This is a genomic window from Winogradskyella wandonensis (genome assembly GCF_004346845.1).
Taxonomy (GTDB): Bacteria; Bacteroidota; Bacteroidia; order Flavobacteriales; family Flavobacteriaceae; genus Winogradskyella; species Winogradskyella wandonensis.
Genome location: NZ_SMGI01000001.1, coordinates 448,503 through 469,256, shown reverse-complemented (window position 1 = coordinate 469,256; position 20,754 = coordinate 448,503). Strand labels below are relative to the sequence as shown.

Annotated in this window: 16 protein-coding genes; 12 read left to right on the top strand and 4 right to left on the bottom strand. The window is 35.4% G+C overall.

The features are described 5' to 3' along the window. Positions 1 to 97: 97 nt before the first annotated feature. Complete coding sequence (locus DFQ05_RS02115; protein ID WP_132703102.1) at positions 98 to 1,735, top strand: ABC transporter substrate-binding protein; 1,638 nt, start codon at positions 98 to 100, stop codon at positions 1,733 to 1,735. On the opposite strand, the gene DFQ05_RS02110 is transcribed toward DFQ05_RS02115, so the two are convergent. The 3 genes from DFQ05_RS02110 to DFQ05_RS02100 all read right to left on the bottom strand — a co-directional run bounded on the left by DFQ05_RS02110 (position 1,689) and on the right by DFQ05_RS02100 (position 4,282). Continuing rightward, positions 1,689 to 2,651: a TolB family protein gene (locus DFQ05_RS02110; RefSeq protein ID WP_132703100.1), complete on the bottom strand. Its 963-nt coding sequence runs from the start codon at positions 2,649 to 2,651 to the stop codon at positions 1,689 to 1,691. The two genes, DFQ05_RS02115 and DFQ05_RS02110, sit on opposite strands and share 47 nt — an antisense overlap. Positions 2,652 to 2,777: 126 nt before the next feature. Continuing rightward, positions 2,778 to 3,953, bottom strand: coding sequence for a GlmU family protein (locus tag DFQ05_RS02105; RefSeq protein WP_132703098.1), 1,176 nt, complete (start codon positions 3,951 to 3,953; stop codon positions 2,778 to 2,780). A gap of 77 nt (positions 3,954 to 4,030) precedes the next feature. Next, positions 4,031 to 4,282, bottom strand: a complete 252-nt coding sequence (locus tag DFQ05_RS02100) for a type B 50S ribosomal protein L31 (protein WP_132703096.1) — start codon at positions 4,280 to 4,282, stop codon at positions 4,031 to 4,033. Positions 4,283 to 4,442: 160 nt separating this feature from the next. On the opposite strand from DFQ05_RS02100, the gene DFQ05_RS02095 reads away from it, so the two are divergent. The 7 genes from DFQ05_RS02095 (at position 4,443) to DFQ05_RS02065 (ending at position 11,314) form a co-directional block, all read left to right on the top strand. Continuing rightward, entirely contained in the window at positions 4,443 to 4,976 is a 534-nt protein-coding gene (locus tag DFQ05_RS02095) for a DUF4199 domain-containing protein (RefSeq protein ID WP_132703094.1), read from the top strand. 45 nt (positions 4,977 to 5,021) lie between these two features. Continuing rightward, complete coding sequence (locus tag DFQ05_RS02090) at positions 5,022 to 5,972, top strand: glycosyltransferase family 2 protein (RefSeq protein WP_132703092.1); 951 nt, start codon at positions 5,022 to 5,024, stop codon at positions 5,970 to 5,972. Positions 5,973 to 6,036: 64 nt separating this feature from the next. After that, the gene (locus DFQ05_RS02085; RefSeq protein ID WP_132703090.1) at positions 6,037 to 7,764 is read left to right on the top strand and encodes a phospho-sugar mutase; all 1,728 of its coding nucleotides are present in this window, start codon (positions 6,037 to 6,039) and stop codon (positions 7,762 to 7,764) included. Continuing rightward, on the top strand, positions 7,765 to 9,588 hold the full coding sequence (locus tag DFQ05_RS02080) for an ABC transporter ATP-binding protein (protein ID WP_132703088.1): 1,824 nt from the start codon (positions 7,765 to 7,767) through the stop codon (positions 9,586 to 9,588). It abuts the gene before it with no gap. A 151-nt stretch (positions 9,589 to 9,739) separates the two neighbouring features. Then, complete coding sequence (locus DFQ05_RS02075) at positions 9,740 to 10,282, top strand: RNA polymerase sigma factor (protein ID WP_132703086.1); 543 nt, start codon at positions 9,740 to 9,742, stop codon at positions 10,280 to 10,282. A gap of 62 nt (positions 10,283 to 10,344) precedes the next feature. Next, on the top strand, positions 10,345 to 10,848 hold the full coding sequence (locus tag DFQ05_RS02070; RefSeq protein ID WP_132703084.1) for a hypothetical protein: 504 nt from the start codon (positions 10,345 to 10,347) through the stop codon (positions 10,846 to 10,848). 10 nt (positions 10,849 to 10,858) lie between these two features. Then, entirely contained in the window at positions 10,859 to 11,314 is a 456-nt protein-coding gene (locus tag DFQ05_RS02065; protein ID WP_132703082.1) for a sensor of ECF-type sigma factor, read from the top strand. Between the two features lie 181 nt (positions 11,315 to 11,495). Here the strand turns inward: DFQ05_RS02065 and DFQ05_RS02060 are convergent, their stop codons facing one another. Further along, entirely contained in the window at positions 11,496 to 12,563 is a 1,068-nt protein-coding gene (locus DFQ05_RS02060; RefSeq protein ID WP_132703080.1) for an oxidoreductase, read from the bottom strand. A 147-nt stretch (positions 12,564 to 12,710) separates the two neighbouring features. Between DFQ05_RS02060 and DFQ05_RS02055 the strand changes: the two genes are divergently transcribed. The 4 genes from DFQ05_RS02055 to purL all read left to right on the top strand — a co-directional run bounded on the left by DFQ05_RS02055 (position 12,711) and on the right by purL (position 20,706). After that, positions 12,711 to 13,925, top strand: coding sequence for an RsmB/NOP family class I SAM-dependent RNA methyltransferase (locus tag DFQ05_RS02055; protein ID WP_132703078.1), 1,215 nt, complete (start codon positions 12,711 to 12,713; stop codon positions 13,923 to 13,925). Between the two features lie 2 nt (positions 13,926 to 13,927). Beyond that, positions 13,928 to 15,757, top strand: coding sequence for an endonuclease (locus tag DFQ05_RS02050; protein ID WP_132703076.1), 1,830 nt, complete (start codon positions 13,928 to 13,930; stop codon positions 15,755 to 15,757). Between the two features lie 79 nt (positions 15,758 to 15,836). Further along, positions 15,837 to 16,901 carry an endonuclease gene (locus tag DFQ05_RS02045; protein WP_132703074.1) on the top strand — a complete coding sequence of 355 codons (1,065 nt, stop codon included), beginning with the start codon at positions 15,837 to 15,839 and terminating at the stop codon, positions 16,899 to 16,901. Positions 16,902 to 17,037: 136 nt separating this feature from the next. Further along, positions 17,038 to 20,706 carry a phosphoribosylformylglycinamidine synthase gene (gene purL / locus DFQ05_RS02040; RefSeq protein WP_132703072.1) on the top strand — a complete coding sequence of 1,223 codons (3,669 nt, stop codon included), beginning with the start codon at positions 17,038 to 17,040 and terminating at the stop codon, positions 20,704 to 20,706. Positions 20,707 to 20,754 lie beyond the last annotated feature (48 nt).

The window sequence follows — 20,754 nt, the reverse complement described above, 5'->3', positions numbered from 1 at the left end:
CTCGGTAATTGAAATTTAACTTTCTTTAAAGCTTACTAAAACAGTAATAGCCTTAAAGAATTAATTCAAGGCGGCAAATTTACAATTAATACCTAAAATGATAAAACAATTACTGGCATATAATCTAGTGTTCCTAAACCAAGTACTTATTGTTTTAAGTTTAATATCGCTTAGTTCTTGTAGCTCTGATAAATATACTCACAAAGACCACCTTGTTTTTAGATACAACGAACACCGTAATATAAGTTCTTTAGACCCAGCTTTTTCTAAAGATTTAGCAGACATCTGGGCAACAAATCAGCTTTTTAATGGCTTGGTACAAATGGACGATTCATTAAATGTAAAACCGTGTATTGCCCGAGAATGGTCTGTTGGTGATAGCGCAAAGACTTATACATTTAAGTTAAGACAAGATGTTTTCTTTCACAAACATATGTTATTCGGAAGAGATTCTACTCGAGCTGTAAAAGCATCAGATTTTGTATATAGCTTTAATCGATTAAATGATGAAAAATTGGCTTCTCCCGGCGCATGGGTAATGACTAAAGTTAATAATTATTATGCCGCAAACGATTCTACTTTTGTTGTTAAACTGAAACAACCATTTCCCGGATTCTTAGGGTTGCTTACTATGAAATATTGCTCTGTAGTTCCTAAAGAAGTGGTTGAACACTTCGGAACAGACTTTAGGTCCAACCCAATTGGGACTGGTCCATTTCTATTTAAACGCTGGGAAGAAAATGTAAAATTAGTTTTAAGACGTAATCCCAATTATTTTGAAAAAGATGAAAATGGAATAGCTCTGCCTTATTTAGAAGCTATAGCCGTAACATTTTTACCCGATAAGCAGAGTGAATTTCTACAGTTTGCACAAGGAAATATAGATTTTGTTTCTGGATTAGATGCATCGTACAAGGATGAAATTTTAACCGCAACAGGAGAACTAAGACCAACCTACCTTGAGGATGTAAATATGATTCGCGGTCCGTATTTAAATACGGAATATCTTGGGTTTTTCATGGAAAGCGATTTAAGTGAAATACAATCCAAACGCATACGTAAAATTATAAATTTAGGGTTTGACCGTAAAAAAATGATTACCTATTTACGCAACGGTATTGGGATACCTGCTAACGGAGGTTTTATACCAAAAGGGCTTCCAGGCCATGACAATTCTATTGGCTACACCTATAATACTGAAGAAGCAAAACGTTTGCTAGAAGCCTTTAAAGAAGAAACAAACATAACCAATCCTACAGTTACGTTAACAACAACAAGTAATTATCTTAACTTCTGCGAGTATATACAAAGAGAGCTTCAAAAAATAGGATTAAATATCATTGTGGATGTTATACCTGCATCCAGTCTTAAAGATTTAAAAGCTAACGGACAATTAGATTTTTTTAGAGCCAGTTGGATTGCCGATTATCCTGATGCCGAGAATTATTTATCGCTTTACTACAGTAAAAACTTCGCTCCTGGCGGACCAAATTATACGCACTACCAGAGTGAAAAATTTGATGCATTGTATGAGCAATCTTATCTAGAAACAAATACCGAACAACGTGCTAATTTATATACTAAAATGGACAGTTTGGTGATGCATACTGCGCCTATTGTGCCTTTATTTTATGACGAAGTCGTAAGATTTACCAGGAAGACCGTAAAAGGACTAGGCATTAATCCTACTAATCTGCTAGATTTAAAATACGTTTCGAAGACTGAAAGCCGGTGAAATAATAGATATCATCATCGCCTTTTCCATCCTTACGGCGAGAGGTAAGAAAACCACGTTTTCCGTCTTCCATTAAATAAAATGAAAAATCTTCGCCTATACTATTTATAGGCTCTGGTAAAAGCATTGGTGTCTCTTTAGTATCTTTAGTGTCTAGATTATAACTATAGATGTCATAGCCTCCTATTCCACCTCGACGATTAGAGGAGAAATAGATTTTATTATTTTCGGAAACAAATGGATATAACTCTGTTCTTGGCGAATTTATCTTATCGTCTAAACGCTCTGGCTCACCGTAGGTTGTGTAATTAAAAATTTCGACTTTAAAGATATCTGTCCGACCTTTGGTACCTGGCATATTAGACACAAAATAAAGTGTTTTCCCATCCGGACTTAAAGCTGGATGCGCATAACTGTAATCCTTGTTACAAAACGGCAATTCCGTTGGGTTTGACCAACCTTTACCATCGATATATTCGGCACGATGAATTTGTAAATTAAACGTCTTGAAATCCTTACTTTTATTATCCCCAACGACATCAGAATTTGTTGTAAAATACATGTATTTTCCATCTTTAGTAAATGCTGCCGCAGATATGTTTGCAAAACCCAACTTAGAGTCACTAACAGGTTTTAAATTACTTATCTCACCTTGGCTGTCTACATAGCCACTAATTAAAGTATACAAATACGTATTTAATCTGGTCTTTACAGGCTTACCTCTTAAATTTAGTTTGTTCTGGCTAAAATAAACGCGACCATTATTCATTATTGCAGAAAAATGATTGAGCTCATTATTTAGCTTAATGTTTTTAACTTTTATGTTTTGAGAAAAGCCAATGCTTGCAATAAACAATAACATAAATATTGAAAATACTTTTCGGCATTGTTTCGTTTTGTCTAAATTAAACGTCATAAACTATCTAACTTTTAAAATCGAGTATTAACCTGAGCGTCGATTAAAAAAACTTTATAAAAATTTGTCTTTATTAATTTTACACAGATTTAGGGCTTTTGGATTATATGAAAAAAAAAGGAGCACCTATTCTCGACGATACTTACTAGTTATTTCAAAAACATATTCTAGGATAGCCTTGTCGGTTGCTGTAAAATTCACATCACGTCGTTTCATTACTACATCCGCAACTTCAAACGCTTTATTTGTTTTATACGTTACAAATCCTTTACTGCCACCCCATGAGAAACTAGGCACGAAATTTCTAGGAAATCCACTTCCAAAAATATTAGAACTTACGCCTACAACCGTACCTGTGTTAAACATTGTATTTATACCACACTTACTATGGTCGCCCATCATAAGTCCGCAAAACTGAAGTCCCGTTCTAGCAAAACCTTCAGAATTATAGTCCCAAAGTCTTACTTCGGCATAATTATTTTTTAGATTAGAGTTGTTAGAGTCTGCTCCTAAATTGCACCATTCACCCAATACAGAATTCCCTAAAAATCCATCGTGACCCTTGTTGGAATATCCAAAAATGACAGAATTATTGACTTCGCCACCCACTTTGCTGTGCGGCCCAACTGTTGTAGGACCGTAAATTTTTGCACCCAATTTTAGTACTGAGTTATTACACAATGCAAATGGACCTCTAACCAAACTACCTTCCATAATTTCTGCATCTCTACCAATATAAATAGGTCCTGAGCTTGCATTAAGTGAAGAAAAATTAACTTTTGCGCCTTTTTCTATAAAAATGTTTTCTGGATTAATGCTATTTACTGAAGCTGGTATTGGTTGCGACTTACGGCTTTTAGTAATTAACTCAAAATCATCGATAATTGCCTCTCCATTTTTTGAGAAAATATCCCATGTATGTTCTATTTTAATGATATCGTTCTCAAATTCAATAGCTTCAAAATTATCAAAGCCGTCGTGCTCCGCACCTTCTTCAACACAAAACGCAATAACATCTTCGCCTTTAAAAATAGCCTGATTAACCTCTAAAGCCTTTATTAAAGCAATTATCTCGTAATTAGGAAGATAAGATGCATTAATCATTACGTTGGTTTCCATTTCTACCATTGGAAACTTTTCAGATAAATAGTCTTCTGTTATTGTTGTGGTTGTATAGTCTAAGTAAGACTCCCATTTTTCCCTAATGGTAAGAATGCCAACTCTTATATCGGCAACAGGTCTTGTAAATGTAAAGGGTAACAGATTGTTTCTGTTTGGGCCATCGAAAAGGATATAATTCATCAGTTATTGAATTTATGTAAAAATAAAAAAGCCTTTCTGTTAAGGAAAGGCTTTTTGAAAATATCTGTAAACTAAGTTTATTTCTTAAACTTAGCATATTTGTTTTTAAACTTATCGATACGACCAGCTGTATCTACTAATTTAGATTTACCAGTGTAGTAAGGGTGTGATGTTCTAGAGATTTCTAGTTTTACTAATGGATACTCAACACCATCAACCTCTATCGTTTCATTTGTATCTGCAGTAGATTTTGTTAAGAAAACATCATCGTTAGACATGTCTTTAAACGCTACTATTCTATAATTTTCTGGATGTATACCTTTTCTCATCACTAAATGCTTTAACTGTATTTTCGATTTTTTCGAGGTGCAAATTTAATCATTTTTTATAAATCTACAATCTTTTTAATATTTTTTATTTTAGGGTAACTTGTAACGATTATGTATCTTTATAGACTTACTAACTGATTAATCAATAAAACTAACTAAAATGGAAAAATCTTTAAAATCTTCATCAATTAATTATGGTCTGTATCTAGGTTTAATATTAGCCTCGTTGACAATAATAGGTTACGCCGTTTCTCTAGAATTATTTACAAAATGGTGGTTTGGCATTTCTATGCTAATCATAGTCATTGTTTTTGGTATCATTTCTTCAATGAATGCAAAAAAAGCTTTAGGAGGCTTTATTAGTTTTAAGGAAGCTTTTACTGCTTATTTTATTACCATACTTGTCGGAATACTTCTTAGCGCTTTGGTAAGCATAATAATTTTCAATTTTATTGACCCAGAGTCAGCAGTTGTTTTACAGGATATGATTATTGAAAATCAGTTAGATATGATGCAACGTTTTGGGGCACCGCAAGAGTCAATTGATGCTGCTCTAGAACAAATGCAAGCCAACGGAAGTATGTACTCGATTGGCAACATTGTAAAATCGATAGCTTTTCAGCTTATAGGCTTTAGTATCGTAGGGCTTATCGTTGCTCTTGTAGTTAGAAGAAAAGACCCTAACGCAGCTTAATTATTTTATTTACATTTGAAGTCTAACAGTAGACATCAAAAACGCATGAATATATCTATAGTCATTCCGCTTCTCAACGAGGCTGAGTCGCTAACAGAATTACACGATTGGATTGTATCTGTGATGCAATCCAATTCGTTTTCTTACGAAATTCTGTTTATAGACGACGGTAGTACAGATAATTCATGGGAGGTTATTTCTTCACTTTCAGAACAAAACCAAAATGTTAAAGGCATACGGTTTTTAAAAAACTTTGGAAAATCACAGGCCTTACATGCTGGTTTTACACAAACCAAGGGCGATGTGGTTATTACAATGGATGCCGATTTACAGGATAATCCTGAAGAAATACCTGAGCTCTACCAAATGATTACTAACGAGAACTACGATTTGGTATCTGGCTGGAAGAAAAAACGTTACGACTCTGTAATTGCCAAAAATTTGCCATCGAAACTATTTAATTGGGCGGCAAGACGCACATCTGGCGTTAAACTTCATGATTTTAATTGTGGGCTTAAGGCATACAAAAGCGCTGTGGTAAAAAATATTGATGTTAATGGCGAAATGCATAGATACATCCCTGTCTTAGCTAAAAACGCAGGCTTCACCTCTATTGGTGAAAAGGTAGTAAAACATCAAGCGCGTAAATACGGGACTACGAAATTTGGAATGAATCGTTTTATCAATGGCTTTTTGGATTTAATCACCATTTGGTTTTTATCACGTTTTGGCAAGCGTCCAATGCACTTATTTGGGGCACTTGGTGTAATTATGTTTTTAATAGGTTTTACTATTGCGTTTTACATGGGAATTGAAAAATTATTTCTAAATCCTACAGGACGATTAATCACAGAAAGACCTACATTCTACATTGCCTTGGCAACCATGATTATTGGCACGCAATCTTTTATCGCTGGCTTCTTAGGCGAACTTATTTTACGTTCTAAGCGAGACAACAAGCGTTACCTGATTAAAGAAAATTTAAATCTAGATTAATTTCCCAATCTATCTTAATACCTAAACCTCGTAATTTGTACTTTTGCAAACAGAATACTACACTATGCTATATATTGAACCAGAAATATTAGAAAAAGTAAACGAATGGCTAACCCCAACTTTCGATGCCGAGACGCAAGAAAAGGTTAACCATATGATTGCAGGAAACCCAAAAGAACTTAAGGAAAGTTTTTACAAAAACTTAGAGTTTGGTACTGGCGGAATGCGAGGAATTATGGGTGTTGGTAATAATAGAATTAACAAATACACCTTGGGAAAAAATACGCAAGGATTAAGCAACTACTTAAAGCAAAGTTTCTCTGGTGAACAGATAAAAGTTGCTATAGCATACGACTGTAGACATAATAGCAAAGCCTTTGGTAAAGTTGTTGCCGATGTGTTTTCTGCAAATAACATCGAAGTTTTTCTGTTCGAAGATTTAAGACCTACACCTGAATTATCATTTGCCCTAAAACACCTTAATTGCCATTGCGGTATTGTATTAACGGCATCTCATAATCCGCCAGAGTACAATGGTTATAAAGTTTACTGGCAAGATGGCGGTCAGTTAGTACCACCACAAGACGCAGAGATTATTTCAGAAATCAATAGTTTAAATTATTCTGATATTAAGTTTGAAAGTAATCTAGATTTAATTAAATACATAGGAAAAGACGTAGATGACGTTTTTATCAATGCATCGGTAAAAAATGGAAGTTTTGATACTCCGCAAGAAGCTAAAGACAATCTAAATATTGTATTCACTTCCCTTCACGGAACATCAATCACTACCATACCTGAAACCTTAAAGCGTGCAGGCTATAAAAATGTTCATATTGTAGAAGAGCAAGCCCAGCCTAATGGCGATTTCCCTACTGTAGAATCTCCTAACCCCGAAGAACCTGCAGCTCTAAAAATGGCTTTAGAACTGGCAGAAAGCGTAAACGGAGACATCGTCATTGGTACAGACCCAGACAGCGATAGACTAGGAATTGCCGTTAGAGATTTTAAAGGTAATCTACAACTTCTTAATGGCAACCAAACCATGGTTGTTATGACGGATTTTCTTTTAAAACAATGGCAAAAAGAAGACCGTTTAACAGGAAAAGAGTTTATTGGCTCTACCATAGTATCTACACCAATGCTATCTGTTTTAGCGGATGCTTACCAAACTGAACTTAAGATTGGTTTGACTGGTTTTAAGTGGATTGCTAAAATGATTAAAGATTTCCCAGAACTCAATTTTATTGGAGGTGGCGAAGAAAGTTTTGGTTTTATGGTTGGCGATTTTGTACGCGATAAAGATGCTGTCACTTCTACCCTTTTAGCCTGTGAAATTGCAGCTCAAGCAAAAGCTAATGGAAGTTCATTTTACGAAGAACTTATACAACTATACGTTAAACATGGTTTCTATAAAGAACGACTCATATCATTAACTAAAAAAGGAATTGAAGGTTCTCAAGAAATAAAACAGATGATGGTTGATGCCAGAGAAAACCCCTTAATGGAGGTTAATGGCGAAAAAGTAGTGCTTATTGAAGACTATCATTTGTCTATCGCTAAAAATCTTCAAACTCATGAAGAATACCAGCTTGATGTACCGAAATCTAATGTTTTAATTTATTATACTGAAAATGGTAGTAAAATAGCATTAAGACCAAGTGGCACAGAACCAAAAATAAAATTCTACATTAGTGTTAATGGCACTCTTGACAATGTGTCCAACTTTGATAAAACGGAGCAATTATTGGAATCTAAGATTGATGCCATTGTAAAAGACATGAAGATTTAGATGAATTATTTTAAACAAATTCTTAGGTTCGCCAAGCCCTACAAGCATTACGCCGTATTAAACATTATAAGCAATGTATTTTATGCGCTATTTGGTACCTTATCTATGATTTCGCTTTTTCCAATGCTAAAGGTACTATTTGGCGACACCAAACCTTTAGAAATTGAGCCTGATTGGAAGGGATTTAGCAATATTACCACCTATGGTGAGCAATACCTTAATTATTTTGTGACCCAGAAAAAGGCAGAAGGTAGCGACGATGTGCTTATTTTCATGGTAATCCTTATCGTTTCAACCTTTTTACTTAAAAATCTGTTCGGCTACTTAGCGATGTTTTTTATTACGTTTCTAAGAAATGGTGTTTTAAAAGACATGCGTAACGAGTTGTACAATAAAACCATAAATCTTCCTATTTCGTTTTATTCTGAAAAAAGAAAAGGCGACACCATGTCTCGTATTTCGACAGATGTTTTAGAAATTCAACACTCGTTCTTATCTATTTTAGAGCTAATTGTAAGAGAACCTTTGATGATTATTTTCACAATAATATCAATGTTTTTAATAAGCCCTAGTCTTACTTTGTTTGTTTTCATCTTTATTCCTACAAGTGGCTTTTTAATTTCACTTATTGGAAAAAGCTTAAAACGCAAATCAGATAAAGTACAGAAAGAACAAGGATACTTCTTATCTATTGTCGAAGAAACGCTTGGCGGATTAAAAGTGATTAAAGGCTTTAATGCCGAATCTATTTTTGCTAGAAAATTTCAAAACTCGACCAACCGTTTTTATAAATTTTCAAATAGCTTGCTTAACCGTCAAAATTTAGCTGGACCTACAAGTGAGTTTTTAGGCATTTCTGTTATCGCCGTACTTTTATGGTATGGTGGCCAGATGGTTTTAAGAGATAAATCATTAGACCCAGGTTTATTTTTGGTCTACATGGGACTTGCATATAATATACTAACGCCAGCAAAAGCGATAAGTAAAGCAAGTTACAGCGTAAAAAAAGGGAATGCAGCCGCAGAGCGCGTATTGGAAATATTAAATACCGAGTCGCCACTAGAAGATAGTCCTAACGCAAAAACCAAGGACGACTTTACATCTGATATAAGCATTAACAACATTTCGTTTAAATACGAAGATGACCTGGTCTTAAAAAATTTCACCTTAAAAGTACCAAAAGGAAAAAGCGTTGCCTTGGTGGGACAATCTGGGAGCGGAAAAAGTACGATTGCTAATCTAGTGACGCGATTTTACGATGTAAATGAAGGCAATATCTCAATTGATGGCGAAGATATTAAAACTCTAAAAAAAGCGTCTCTTCGAAGCTTAATGGGCTTAGTAACGCAAGACTCTATTTTATTTAATGATACGGTTAAAAATAATATTTTAATAGGTAATGAAAATGCTTCTGATGATGCGGTTATTGAAGCTTTAAAAATTGCCAATGCTTGGGAATTTGTTAAAGATTTACCAAACGGAATAGACACTAATATTGGTGATTCTGGTGGTAAATTGTCAGGCGGACAAAAACAGCGTCTTAGTATTGCTAGAGCTGTTCTTAAAAATCCACCAATAATGATTTTAGACGAGGCTACATCCGCTTTAGACACCGAGAGCGAACGCTTGGTGCAGGTTGCCTTAGAGAACATGATGAAGAATAGAACATCAATTGTTATTGCGCATCGCCTGTCTACCATCCAAAATGCAGACCAAATCGTGGTGATGTCTAAAGGCGAAATCGCAGAACAAGGCACGCATACCGAACTTTTAGCGAGAAACGGCGTGTATAAAAAGCTGGTGGAAATGCAGAGTTTTGAGTGATGTTAGTGACAAGTAATTAGTAAAAAGTGTAAAGTTGAATAAATTAGTGCAATTTCCAACTTCCATCCTCCATCTTCCATCTTCTAACTTCCATCTTCAAAAATTAAACCTTTTCTAGTTATCTTAGTCTAAGAAGAAAATAACATGTTTTTTGACGGACGAACTAGACTTAATATCTCGGCTTAAAAACGACGCTACAAAAGAAACCGCTTTTAGAGAGTTAATGACACTCTACAAAGAACGGCTGTATTGGCATATTCGTAAAATTGTAATAAGTCACGACGATGCAGATGATGTGCTTCAAAATACATTTATAAAAGTGTTTCGCAGCATAGATAAGTTCAAAGGTGATAGCAAACTCTACTCGTGGATGTATAGAATAGCTACTAACGAGTCGATTACGCACATCAATAAAAATGCAAAGCGTTTGCAAATTTCTAATGAAGATATGCAGAACAACGCCATTAACAACCTAGCAGCAGACGTTTATTTCGAAGGTGATGCTATTCAGTTAAAGCTTCAAAAAGCAATAGCTACATTACCACAAAAACAACAATTGGTATTTAACATGAAATATTTTGATGACATGAAGTATAAAGACATGTCAGACATATTAGATACAAGTGAAGGCGCATTAAAAACGTCGTATCACATCGCTGTAAAGAAAATTGAAACGTTTTTAAGTTCAGATTAAACCTTTTAAAAAAATGAAGGTCAAAGACATAGAAATAGATACTGAAACAAATTCAGCACAACGTGAAAAAAGATAAATTACATAACATTAATTCTAGCGGTTTTAAAGCACCTAATGGCTATTTTGAGTCTTTTGATGAAAAACTTATGCAACGCTTAGAGGATGCAAATTCTTTTAGTAAAGTTGAATCTCCTGGATTTAAAACGCCTGAAGCTTATTTCGATACTATTGAAGATAATGTTCTTAATCGCCTAAATACCGAAAAGCAAACACCAGTTATTAGTTTATTTAGAAACAAAAAGCTGTATTATATTTCTGGTATTGCAGCGTCACTACTATTGTTATTTGCCATTTTTATTAATAAATCAACTACCTCTGACTTGTCTGTAGAAATGGTAGAGAATTACTTTTTAAATAGCGATTTAGACACATATGAGTTAGCCGAACTTCTTGAAGACGCTGACATTTTAGAAGAAAATTTTACAATTACAGAAACTAATTTTAACCAAGATAATCTCGAAGAATACCTACTAGAAAACGCAGATATCGAAGCCATTATAGAATAAAAAATATATCATGAAAAGAATAATTACACTATTACTACTTTTTGCAGGACTATTAAGTGTTGCACAACCAGGACAGAATGGAAGAATGCAAGAGCGTATAAAAGCACAAAAAGTCGCTTTTATAACAGAACAGCTAGAGTTAAGTGCAGATGAAGCGGAAAAATTTTGGCCTATCTACAATAATTTCGATGATAAGTCTAATAAGATAAAATCAGATTATTTTAGACCTATTATGCGTAAAATACGCAAAAATCAAGAGGTGTCTGAAAGCGAAGCAAATACCTTATTAGAGCAAATGATAGAAGGCGAAAACAAAATGCATCTTGCCAAGCAAACGCTTTTAGAAGATTTAAAAAAAGTAATACCTGCTAAGAAAATCATTAAACTTAAAGCAGTAGAAGACGCTTTTAATAAAAAACTTCTAGAACGCTTAAAAAGTCTTAGAGATAGACGAAATAAAAATTAAGAAGAGGCTTTTTAAAAAGGCTCTTAAATGTCATTTCGAGCGTTCGCGTGTCGTTGAAGCTTTAGCGGAGGACCAAGTCGAGAAAACTTAATATTTGAATTTTAATTTATTTCGACTACGCCCTTCCGAGGCTTCGGAAGTGACAAATTCATGTTTATTACACTTTTTAAACATCCTCTTTTTATCTAAATGTAAGTTTACTTATGCGTCCATTACCCGCTGCATAAGCCACAGAATCATTCAAAAACCGAATAGTATAAAATCCTTCATCACTAAGATGTTTCCAGTTTTCACCGCCATCATTACTGTAATCGATGCCTTTAATGCCTACAGCTACTAATTCTTTTGCATTTCCGTTAGGCACATATTGCACGCAGCTACGATAACCAGGCGACTTACCGTTTCCAACAACTTGCCAAGTTTTACCACCATCGGCAGTTCTAATCTTATTGTTTAAGGAGTCGTTAGGTTTGGTATAATCACCACCAATGGCAAAGCCATTTTTAGCATCATAAAAATCTATAGAATATATGCCTGTAGTTGGTTTCCCTTGGATAATCGGTGTATCATAAACCGTCCATGTTTTGCCTTTATCTGGGGAATATAAAATACGACTAGCCATACCGCCTGTAGCAATCCAAGTATTGTCGCCAACAATAGCAATATTTGTATCACTGGCTGCGAAAGCAGCTTCGCCTTCAACAGCTTTTGGTAAATCGTCACAGGATAATTTAGTCCAAGATTCACCGCCATCACGTGTAATAATAATGCTAATACAATCGTCTGTTGGGTCACCCATGGCAATACCTTCTTGGTCATTCCAAAAGTCCATAGAATCATAGAAGGCTTTGGGGTGATTTTCTTGATATACCAATGTTCCGTGTTTGTATAATTTGGCAGGACTTCCAATCGTAATACCAAAAACTGGAAAATAGGTGTTCGTTTTGGGATGGTCAGTAATTGTTATTGCTCTAAAATTATTATTACCTATGGAATCTAAATCGTTCTTACCATTATCAAAGTTTATTCTTCCAATTGTTTTCTTATCATAAAACAATCTATAAAAATGGCCGTTTGACGCTGCAACAGTCACTTTATTAAATTTGACCTCCAAAGCCCTAACATTCAAAGTAGAGTCTTGTAAGAGGGTTTCTATTTTAACTTCAGAAATACTTCTAGATTTTATAGTCTTTTTAGACGTACAAGAACTTAAGCAAATCAATACAAAACATATAACTAGTAAACGCATAAACTGTATTTTCTTTAAAAATAAAAAAGCCAACTGAATAAACGACTAAACACTATAACAAATAAACATTTAATCGTACCTTTGCACGCTAATTTAAATATGGTTTTTAATAGCAAAAACATATTTAAAACACTGAATACTAGAATCATGCGATTACACAGAAATTTATGCTTTGCTGTTATTGATGGCCTTCACCTCATTTTTAATGAAGGAGAATATGCCGATAAGGTTGTACAACAACTTTTAAAACGTGATAAGCGCTGGGGAAGTCGCGACCGTGGTTTTGTTGCCGAAACGGTGTATCAAATCGTAAGATACAAACGCTTATATGCAGAAATCGCTGACGTGAAAGAACCTTTTGACCGCAATAATCTCTGGAGAGTTTTCGCTGTTTGGGCAACACTAAAAGGTATAAAACTCCCTGATTGGAAGTATTTTACAGAAACTCCGACACGAAAAATTAAAGGGCGTTTTGATGAGCTTTCTAAAACTCGAAAACTCAGAGAATCCATCCCAGATTGGATGGATATTCTTGGCGTTTCTGAACTAGGTGAAAACCTTTGGACCGCCGAAATTGCCAAACAAAATGAGCAGGCTGATGTTATCTTAAGAGTCAATACCCTTAAAACCACAAAAAAGGATTTACAACTGAAGCTTCAGTCCGAAGATATAGAGACAGAATTTATCCCTAATTACCCTTACGCCTTAAAATTAGTAGAACGTGCAAATATTTTTAAAACTGAAGCCTTTAAAAATGGCTGGTTCGAGGTACAAGACGCCTCATCACAGTTGGTTGCAGATTTTTTAGATGTAAAACCGGGCATGAAAGTTGTAGATGTATGTGCAGGTGCAGGTGGAAAAACCTTGCATCTGGCATCTTTGATGGAAAATAAAGGGCAAATCATAGCTATGGATATTTACGAAAGTAAACTGAAAAAGCTAAAAGTTAGAGCTCGTCGTAACGGTGTTCATAATATAGAGCTAAAGGCCATTGAGTCTACTAAACCTATTAAAAAATTACACGGTAAAGCAGACCGATTGTTAATCGATGCGCCATGTTCTGGTCTTGGTGTTTTAAGACGAAACCCAGATGCCAAATGGAAATTACAACCTGAGTTTATTGAGAACATAAAAAAAACTCAAGAAGATGTCTTGCAGCAATATTCAAAAATGGTAAAAGCTGGCGGTAAAATGGTTTATGCTACCTGTTCTGTTTTACCTTCTGAAAATGAAAAACAAGTTGAGAAATTCTTAACTTCAGATATTGGAAAAGATTTTAAATTTGTAAAAGACAAAAAAATATTAGCCCACAAATCTGGATTCGATGGCTTTTATATGGCCTTATTAGAAAAAAGCAATTAACTATGAAGCACTTCTACCTACTTTTTTTATTAATCACTACGTTGGGGTTTTCCCAAATCCCTTCAAACTATTACGACACAGCAAATGGTTTAAGTGGTTTTGCTTTAAAAACCGAATTACGGAATATCACTACCAACGGTCATTTTTGGTCTACAAGTAATCCAGACAGTTATGACGAGTTGTATACGGCATATGTCAATACGCATAGTGACGTTAATGTGTCTTCTGGTAACATCTACGAAAATGATGGAACTGTTTTAGATTTTTATTCAGAAAATCCATCTGGTGCTGACCCTTACAATTACACACACGGTAATATGCAATGCGGTAATCAAAGTGCAGAGGGCGATTGTTATAATAGAGAACATTTAGTTCCACAATCTTCATTTAATAGTGCCTATCCTATGCAGAGTGATATCCATCACGTTATCCCAACCGATGGTCGTGTAAATAATTTTAGAGGGTCGTTACCTTTTGGAGAAGTAGCCACGCCTAACTTCACCTCCTTAAATGGTTCTAAGCGCGGAAGTAGTGCTATAACTGGATATAGCGGTACGATGTTTGAACCAATAGATGAATTTAAGGGAGATATTGCCCGTGCCCTGTTATACTTTGCAACACGTTACGAAAATACTGTGGACGGATACACAAGTTTTGACATGTTTAATGGTACAAACAATCAAGTATTTTTTGGTTGGGCAATAGATATGTTATTAGATTGGCATTACAATGTCGACCCAGTCGACCAACGTGAGCGCGATAGAAACAATGCTGCTTATAATTTTCAAGGGAACGCCAACCCTTTTGTGGATCATCCAGAATATGCAAACTTAATTTGGAATCCTAGCTCAGATACGCAAGCTCCAACTACACCAACAAATTTAGTAGCTTCTAATCCGACCTCTTCTACTGTTGATTTATCTTGGACAGCGAGTACAGATAATGTTGCTGTTGTAACATACGATATATATGTTGACGGAAGTTTTTATATAACAACAAATTCAACAACACCTTCGTTTACCGTCACTGGTTTAAGTCCAGAAACATCTTATACATTTGCGGTTTTAGCAAAAGATGCTGCTGGAAACTCTTCTGCACAAAGTGCCTCCGCAAGTAGCACAACTACTGCTGGACCGCCAGTAGGTAGTGATTGTGTCTCCGAAGATTTTGAAGGCATTCCGGCAAACTCAGGATCATATTCAACAAGAATATGGACAGGTGTTGATGGTATTACAAATGGATGGACAGCTACTGATGCACGTACAGACCAAACTTTAAATGGTAGATCTATTTGTATCAGAAACGGAAACTTATCTTCTCCGACTATTGTAGGCGGAATTGGTAACTTAACCGTTACCACACAACTTACATTTGGTGGTTCTGCTGGTACTTTTGATGTTTTAGTGAATGGAAGCTCTGTAGGTTCAATACCTTACAGTGGTGATAATAGTATGCCAACTACTACTACAATCCCCAATATTAATATTTCTGGAGATATTACCTTAGTGTTAGATAATCAATCTACTTCCAACCGCGTAAGAATTGATGATTTGTCTTGGACATGTTACTCAGAAACTTTATCAAACAGTAATATAAACTCTATCGAAGATTTAAAACTTTTCCCCAACCCTACAAAAGGAAATTATATAACTATTGCCTATAATAAGGATATTACTGTAGAAATCTATGATGTCTTGGGAAAACGCGTAAAAGTGGCTTATCTACATTCAAGCATAAAACAAATCCCTATAAATAATCTACGAAAAGGCATTTATCTTCTTAAAATATCTGACGGTAATAGTAGTATAACCAAAAAGCTAATAAAACAATAAAATTTAAAAAGAGCGGCTAAAAATAGTCGCTCTTTTTTTTGCGATGATTTGTATCTTTACTTTTTGAAAAGAAAATGCAATGAAAAAATTCTACTTGCTTCTATTATTCTTTAGCTGTTTAATAACGGCACAACAGCCTTATTACGATAGTATAGATTTTACAGGACTTACCGGTGATAACTTAAAGAATTCTCTAGCGCAATTAATAGACAACGCGAGCACGACTTATACTTACGGCGATGTAAGAGATGATTTTAAATTTATGGAATTAGACCCTGATGATACTACTAACAATAATGTTTTACTGCTTTATGGATATGTTAATGATATAAGCTGCACAACCAGCCCTTTGACGTCAGACAGAAGAATTAGAAACAAAAATGATTTCGGAGGCTTATCATGCGATTACAATAGAGAGCATGTTTTTGCGCGATCAAATGCTAACCCAGGTATGGGACCAACAGATAATAGCTTTACAGGAATTGTTGCAGACCCGCATAATTTACGTCCAGCAGACAGAGATAGAAATAGCACTAGAAGTAATAGAAAATTTGCCGATGCTACAGGAAATAGTAGGGTGCTTCCAAGTGGAGATTGGTATCCAGGCGATGAGTGGAAAGGTGATGTAGCACGTATAATGATGTATATGTATACGCGCTACGGCGAAAGATGTTTACCAGAACTTAATGCTTCTGGCGCAAAACAAGGTACTACAGATATGCTTCAAATTTTGTTACAATGGAATGTCGATGACCCTGTTTCTGATATAGAAGACAATAGAAATAATTTTTTAGAAGGTGTTTATTTAAATAGAAATCCTTTTATAGATAATCCAGCTTTAGCAACTGCAATTTGGGGCGGACCAGATGCGGAAGATCGATGGGGCAATATTTTATCTGTCAGCAATTTTCGTCAGCCAAAAGTAAAGATTTATCCTAACCCGGTTAGTGGTAACGAAGTTTCAATTATATCCACCAAAGATATAGTGTTAGAAATCTACGATGTCTTAGGTAAAAAAGTGAAACAACAGAATTTAACCTCCAACCAGAAGAAAATTAATATCTCTGGACTAAAAAAAGGGATATACCTTTTAAGACTAAAATCCGACACTGGTACAATAACCAAAAAATTAGTAAGACAGTAATTAAAAGCGACCTAATTGGTCGCTTTTTTGTTTAAAAATAAGTGGATAACTCTAAATTTTCTTGAAGATTATTTAAGTTAAATACGCTTAAAAAAAGTAAATTTACAACTTCAAAAACACAACATAATCTTTTATAATGATTCACTTCTTCGGAAACCAAAACAGTAAAGTATTTGCTGTTCAAGCCACAAAAGAATTATCAACAGAAACCATCTCTAAACTGGTATGGTTATTTGGCGACCAACCAAAAATAGAACAAGCATCAATCGATGCTTTTTTTGTTGGACCTCGTGCCGCCATGATAACCCCTTGGAGTACAAATGCTGTTGAAATCACCCAAAATATGGGAATAGATGGTATCATCCGAATTGAAGAATTTCAGGCTTCAACAGAAGATTTCAAAGATTATGACCCTATGATTTCTGAGAAATTCAATGGTTTAAATCAAGATGTTTTTACTATTGATATTCAACCTGAAGCTATTCTCAATATTGAGGATATTTCAGCCTACAATCAAAAAGAAGGTTTAGCATTAAGCGATGAAGAAATTAAATACCTCGAAGGTGTCTCGAAAAAAATAGGTCGACCATTAACAGACTCTGAAGTGTTTGGTTTTAGTCAAGTAAATTCAGAACACTGTCGTCATAAGATTTTCAACGGTACATTTGTTATTGATGGTGAAGAAAAGCCGATGTCTCTCTTTAAAATGATTAAAGAAACATCAAAACAAAACCCTAACGATATCGTTTCGGCATACAAAGATAACGTTGCGTTTATCAAAGGTCCAAAAGTGGAACAATTTGCACCAAAACGTGCCGACATTCCAGATTATTACGCGACAAAAGCCTTCGATTCTGTTATTTCTTTAAAGGCAGAAACACATAATTTCCCAACTACAGTAGAACCTTTTAATGGTGCTGCAACGGGTTCTGGCGGCGAAATTAGAGATAGACTTGCTGGCGGAAAAGGCTCTTTACCATTAGCCGGAACGGCCGTCTATATGACGTCTTATTCTAGATTAGAAAAAGATAGACCTTGGGAACAAAAATTTGAAGCCAGAAAATGGCTCTACCAAACGCCAATTGATATCTTAATTAAAGCCTCTAATGGAGCATCAGACTTTGGAAACAAATTCGGGCAACCATTAATTTGTGGTTCTGTTTTAACATTTGAACATAAAGAGAATAACAGACAACTTGGCTATGATAAAGTAATCATGCAAGCTGGTGGAATTGGCTACGGAAAAGCAGACCAAGCTTTAAAAGACACACCTAAAGAAGGTGATAAAATTGTAATTCTCGGCGGTGAAAATTACCGTATCGGAATGGGTGGTGCTGCCGTATCATCAGCAGATACTGGCGAGTTTTCAACAGGCATAGAATTAAACGCTGTTCAACGTTCTAACCCAGAAATGCAAAAACGTGCCGCAAACGCCGTTCGTGGTATGGTAGAAAGTGACGAAAACCATATTGTTTCTATCCATGACCATGGTGCTGGTGGACATTTAAACTGTCTGTCTGAATTGGTGGAAGATACTGGCGGGAAAATTGACTTGGATAAATTACCTGTCGGTGACCCAACGCTTTCAGACAAAGAAATTATCGGTAACGAATCTCAAGAACGTATGGGATTAGTTATTGCCCAAAACCATCTAGACACGCTCCATAAAATTGCTGATAGAGAACGCTCGCCCATCTATGACGTCGGAGATGTAACCGGCGATAACAGGTTTACATTTGAGTCTAAAACCAATGGAAATAAACCAATGGATTTAGCACTTGAAGATATGTTTGGTAGTTCTCCAAAAACCATAATGACAGATAATACAGTTGACCATAACTATGGCGGAATATCATACAATCCAGATGATTTTTATAATTATTTAGACCAAGTACTTCAACTTGAAGCTGTGGCTTGTAAAGATTGGCTAACTAATAAAGTAGACCGCTGTGTTGGTGGTAAAGTAGCTAAACAACAATGTGCTGGTCCGCTACAATTACCGTTAAATAACCTTGGCGTTATGGCACTCGATTACAACGGAAAAGAAGGTATTGCTACCTCAATTGGCCACTCGCCTATTTCCGGTTTAATTAATCCTGTTGCAGGTAGTCGTAATAGTATTACCGAAGCGTTAACCAACATCATGTGGGCACCACTTAAAGACGGATTGAAAAGCGTTTCACTTTCGGCAAACTGGATGTGGCCTTGTAAAAATCCTGGTGAAGATGCACGCTTATATGAAGCTGTAAAAGCCATTTCAGAATTTTCTATTGACTTGGGCATCAACGTTCCTACAGGAAAAGATTCCTTATCCATGAAGCAAAAATACCCTGATGGCGAAGTGATTTCTCCCGGTACAGTAATTATTTCTGCTGCTGCAAATTGTAATGATATTACCCATGTAATTGAGCCTGTTTTTCAAAAAGGAAAAGGTGATATTTACTACATTAACATTTCTCAAGATGACTATAAATTAGGCGGAAGTAGCTTTGCACAAATAAAAAATAAAGTTGGAAGCAACACACCAAATGTTCAAAGTGCGGACTATTTGAAAACAGTGTTTAATACCATTCAGAAATTAATAAACGACCGAAAAATTGTTGCAGGACACGATGTCGCTTCTGGTGGATTGATTACAACCTTATTAGAATTATGCTTCGCCGATACTAATCTAGGCGCTGAATTAGATATTACTTCGCTTCAGCAAAAAGATTCTATTAAAGTATTATTTGCAGAAAATGCTGGTATTGTTTTTCAAGCCGAAGATAATTCTATTGAAGCTATTCTTTCTGATGCAAATATCGATTTTCATAATATCGGAAAAGTCACAGAAAGCGATGTTTTAAGTATTATCAATAGAGATGAAGTTTACACCATGACGGTTTCGCGTTTAAGAGATATGTGGTACAAGACTTCATATCTATTAGACCAAAAACAAACGGCAAATGGTTTGGCAAAAGCACGATTTGAAAATTATGCAACTCAACCTTTAGACTACAAATTTCCTTCAAAGTTTGATGGTGTTTTAAAAGACTACAGAGCCAATTCAAATAAACCAAAAGCGGCTATTATCCGAGAAAAAGGAAGTAACTCCGAACGCGAAATGGCAAATGCTATGTATTTAGCAGGTTTTGATGTTAAGGATGTGCATATGACCGATTTAATTTCTGGTCGAGAAACTCTTGAAGACATTCAGTTTATTGGCGCCGTTGGTGGCTTTTCAAACTCTGATGTACTTGGCTCAGCAAAAGGTTGGGCCGGCGCCTTTAAATACAATGAAAAAGCCAACATAGCATTGAAAAATTTCTTCGAAAGGGAAGATACGTTGTCTGTTGGTATTTGTAACGGTTGCCAATTGTGGATGGAATTAGACCTTATCAATCCAGACCACGAACAACACGGTAAAATGACCTACAATGATTCTGGAAAACACGAAAGTGCCTTTACTTCGGTAAAAATCCAAGAAAACAACTCAGTGATGTTATCGACTTTAGCCGGAACAACTTTAGGTGTTTGGATTTCTCATGGCGAAGGTAAATTTAGCTTACCATATACTGAAGATAAGTACAACATTGTTGCTAAATATGCTTACGATGCATATCCACACAACCCAAATGGTTCTGACTTTAATACCGCGATGATGACGGATAAAACAGGTCGTCATTTAGTAACGATGCCACACATTGAGCGTTCTACATTTCCATGGAACTGGGCATATTATCCCAAAGATAGAAATGATAAAGTATCGCCTTGGTTAGAAGCATTTGTAAATGCCAGAAAGTGGATAGAAAAGAGAAATTCTTAAAATATTCGTTCAAAACTATTAATCTTTTAGTTTCTACTGTTAATTTTC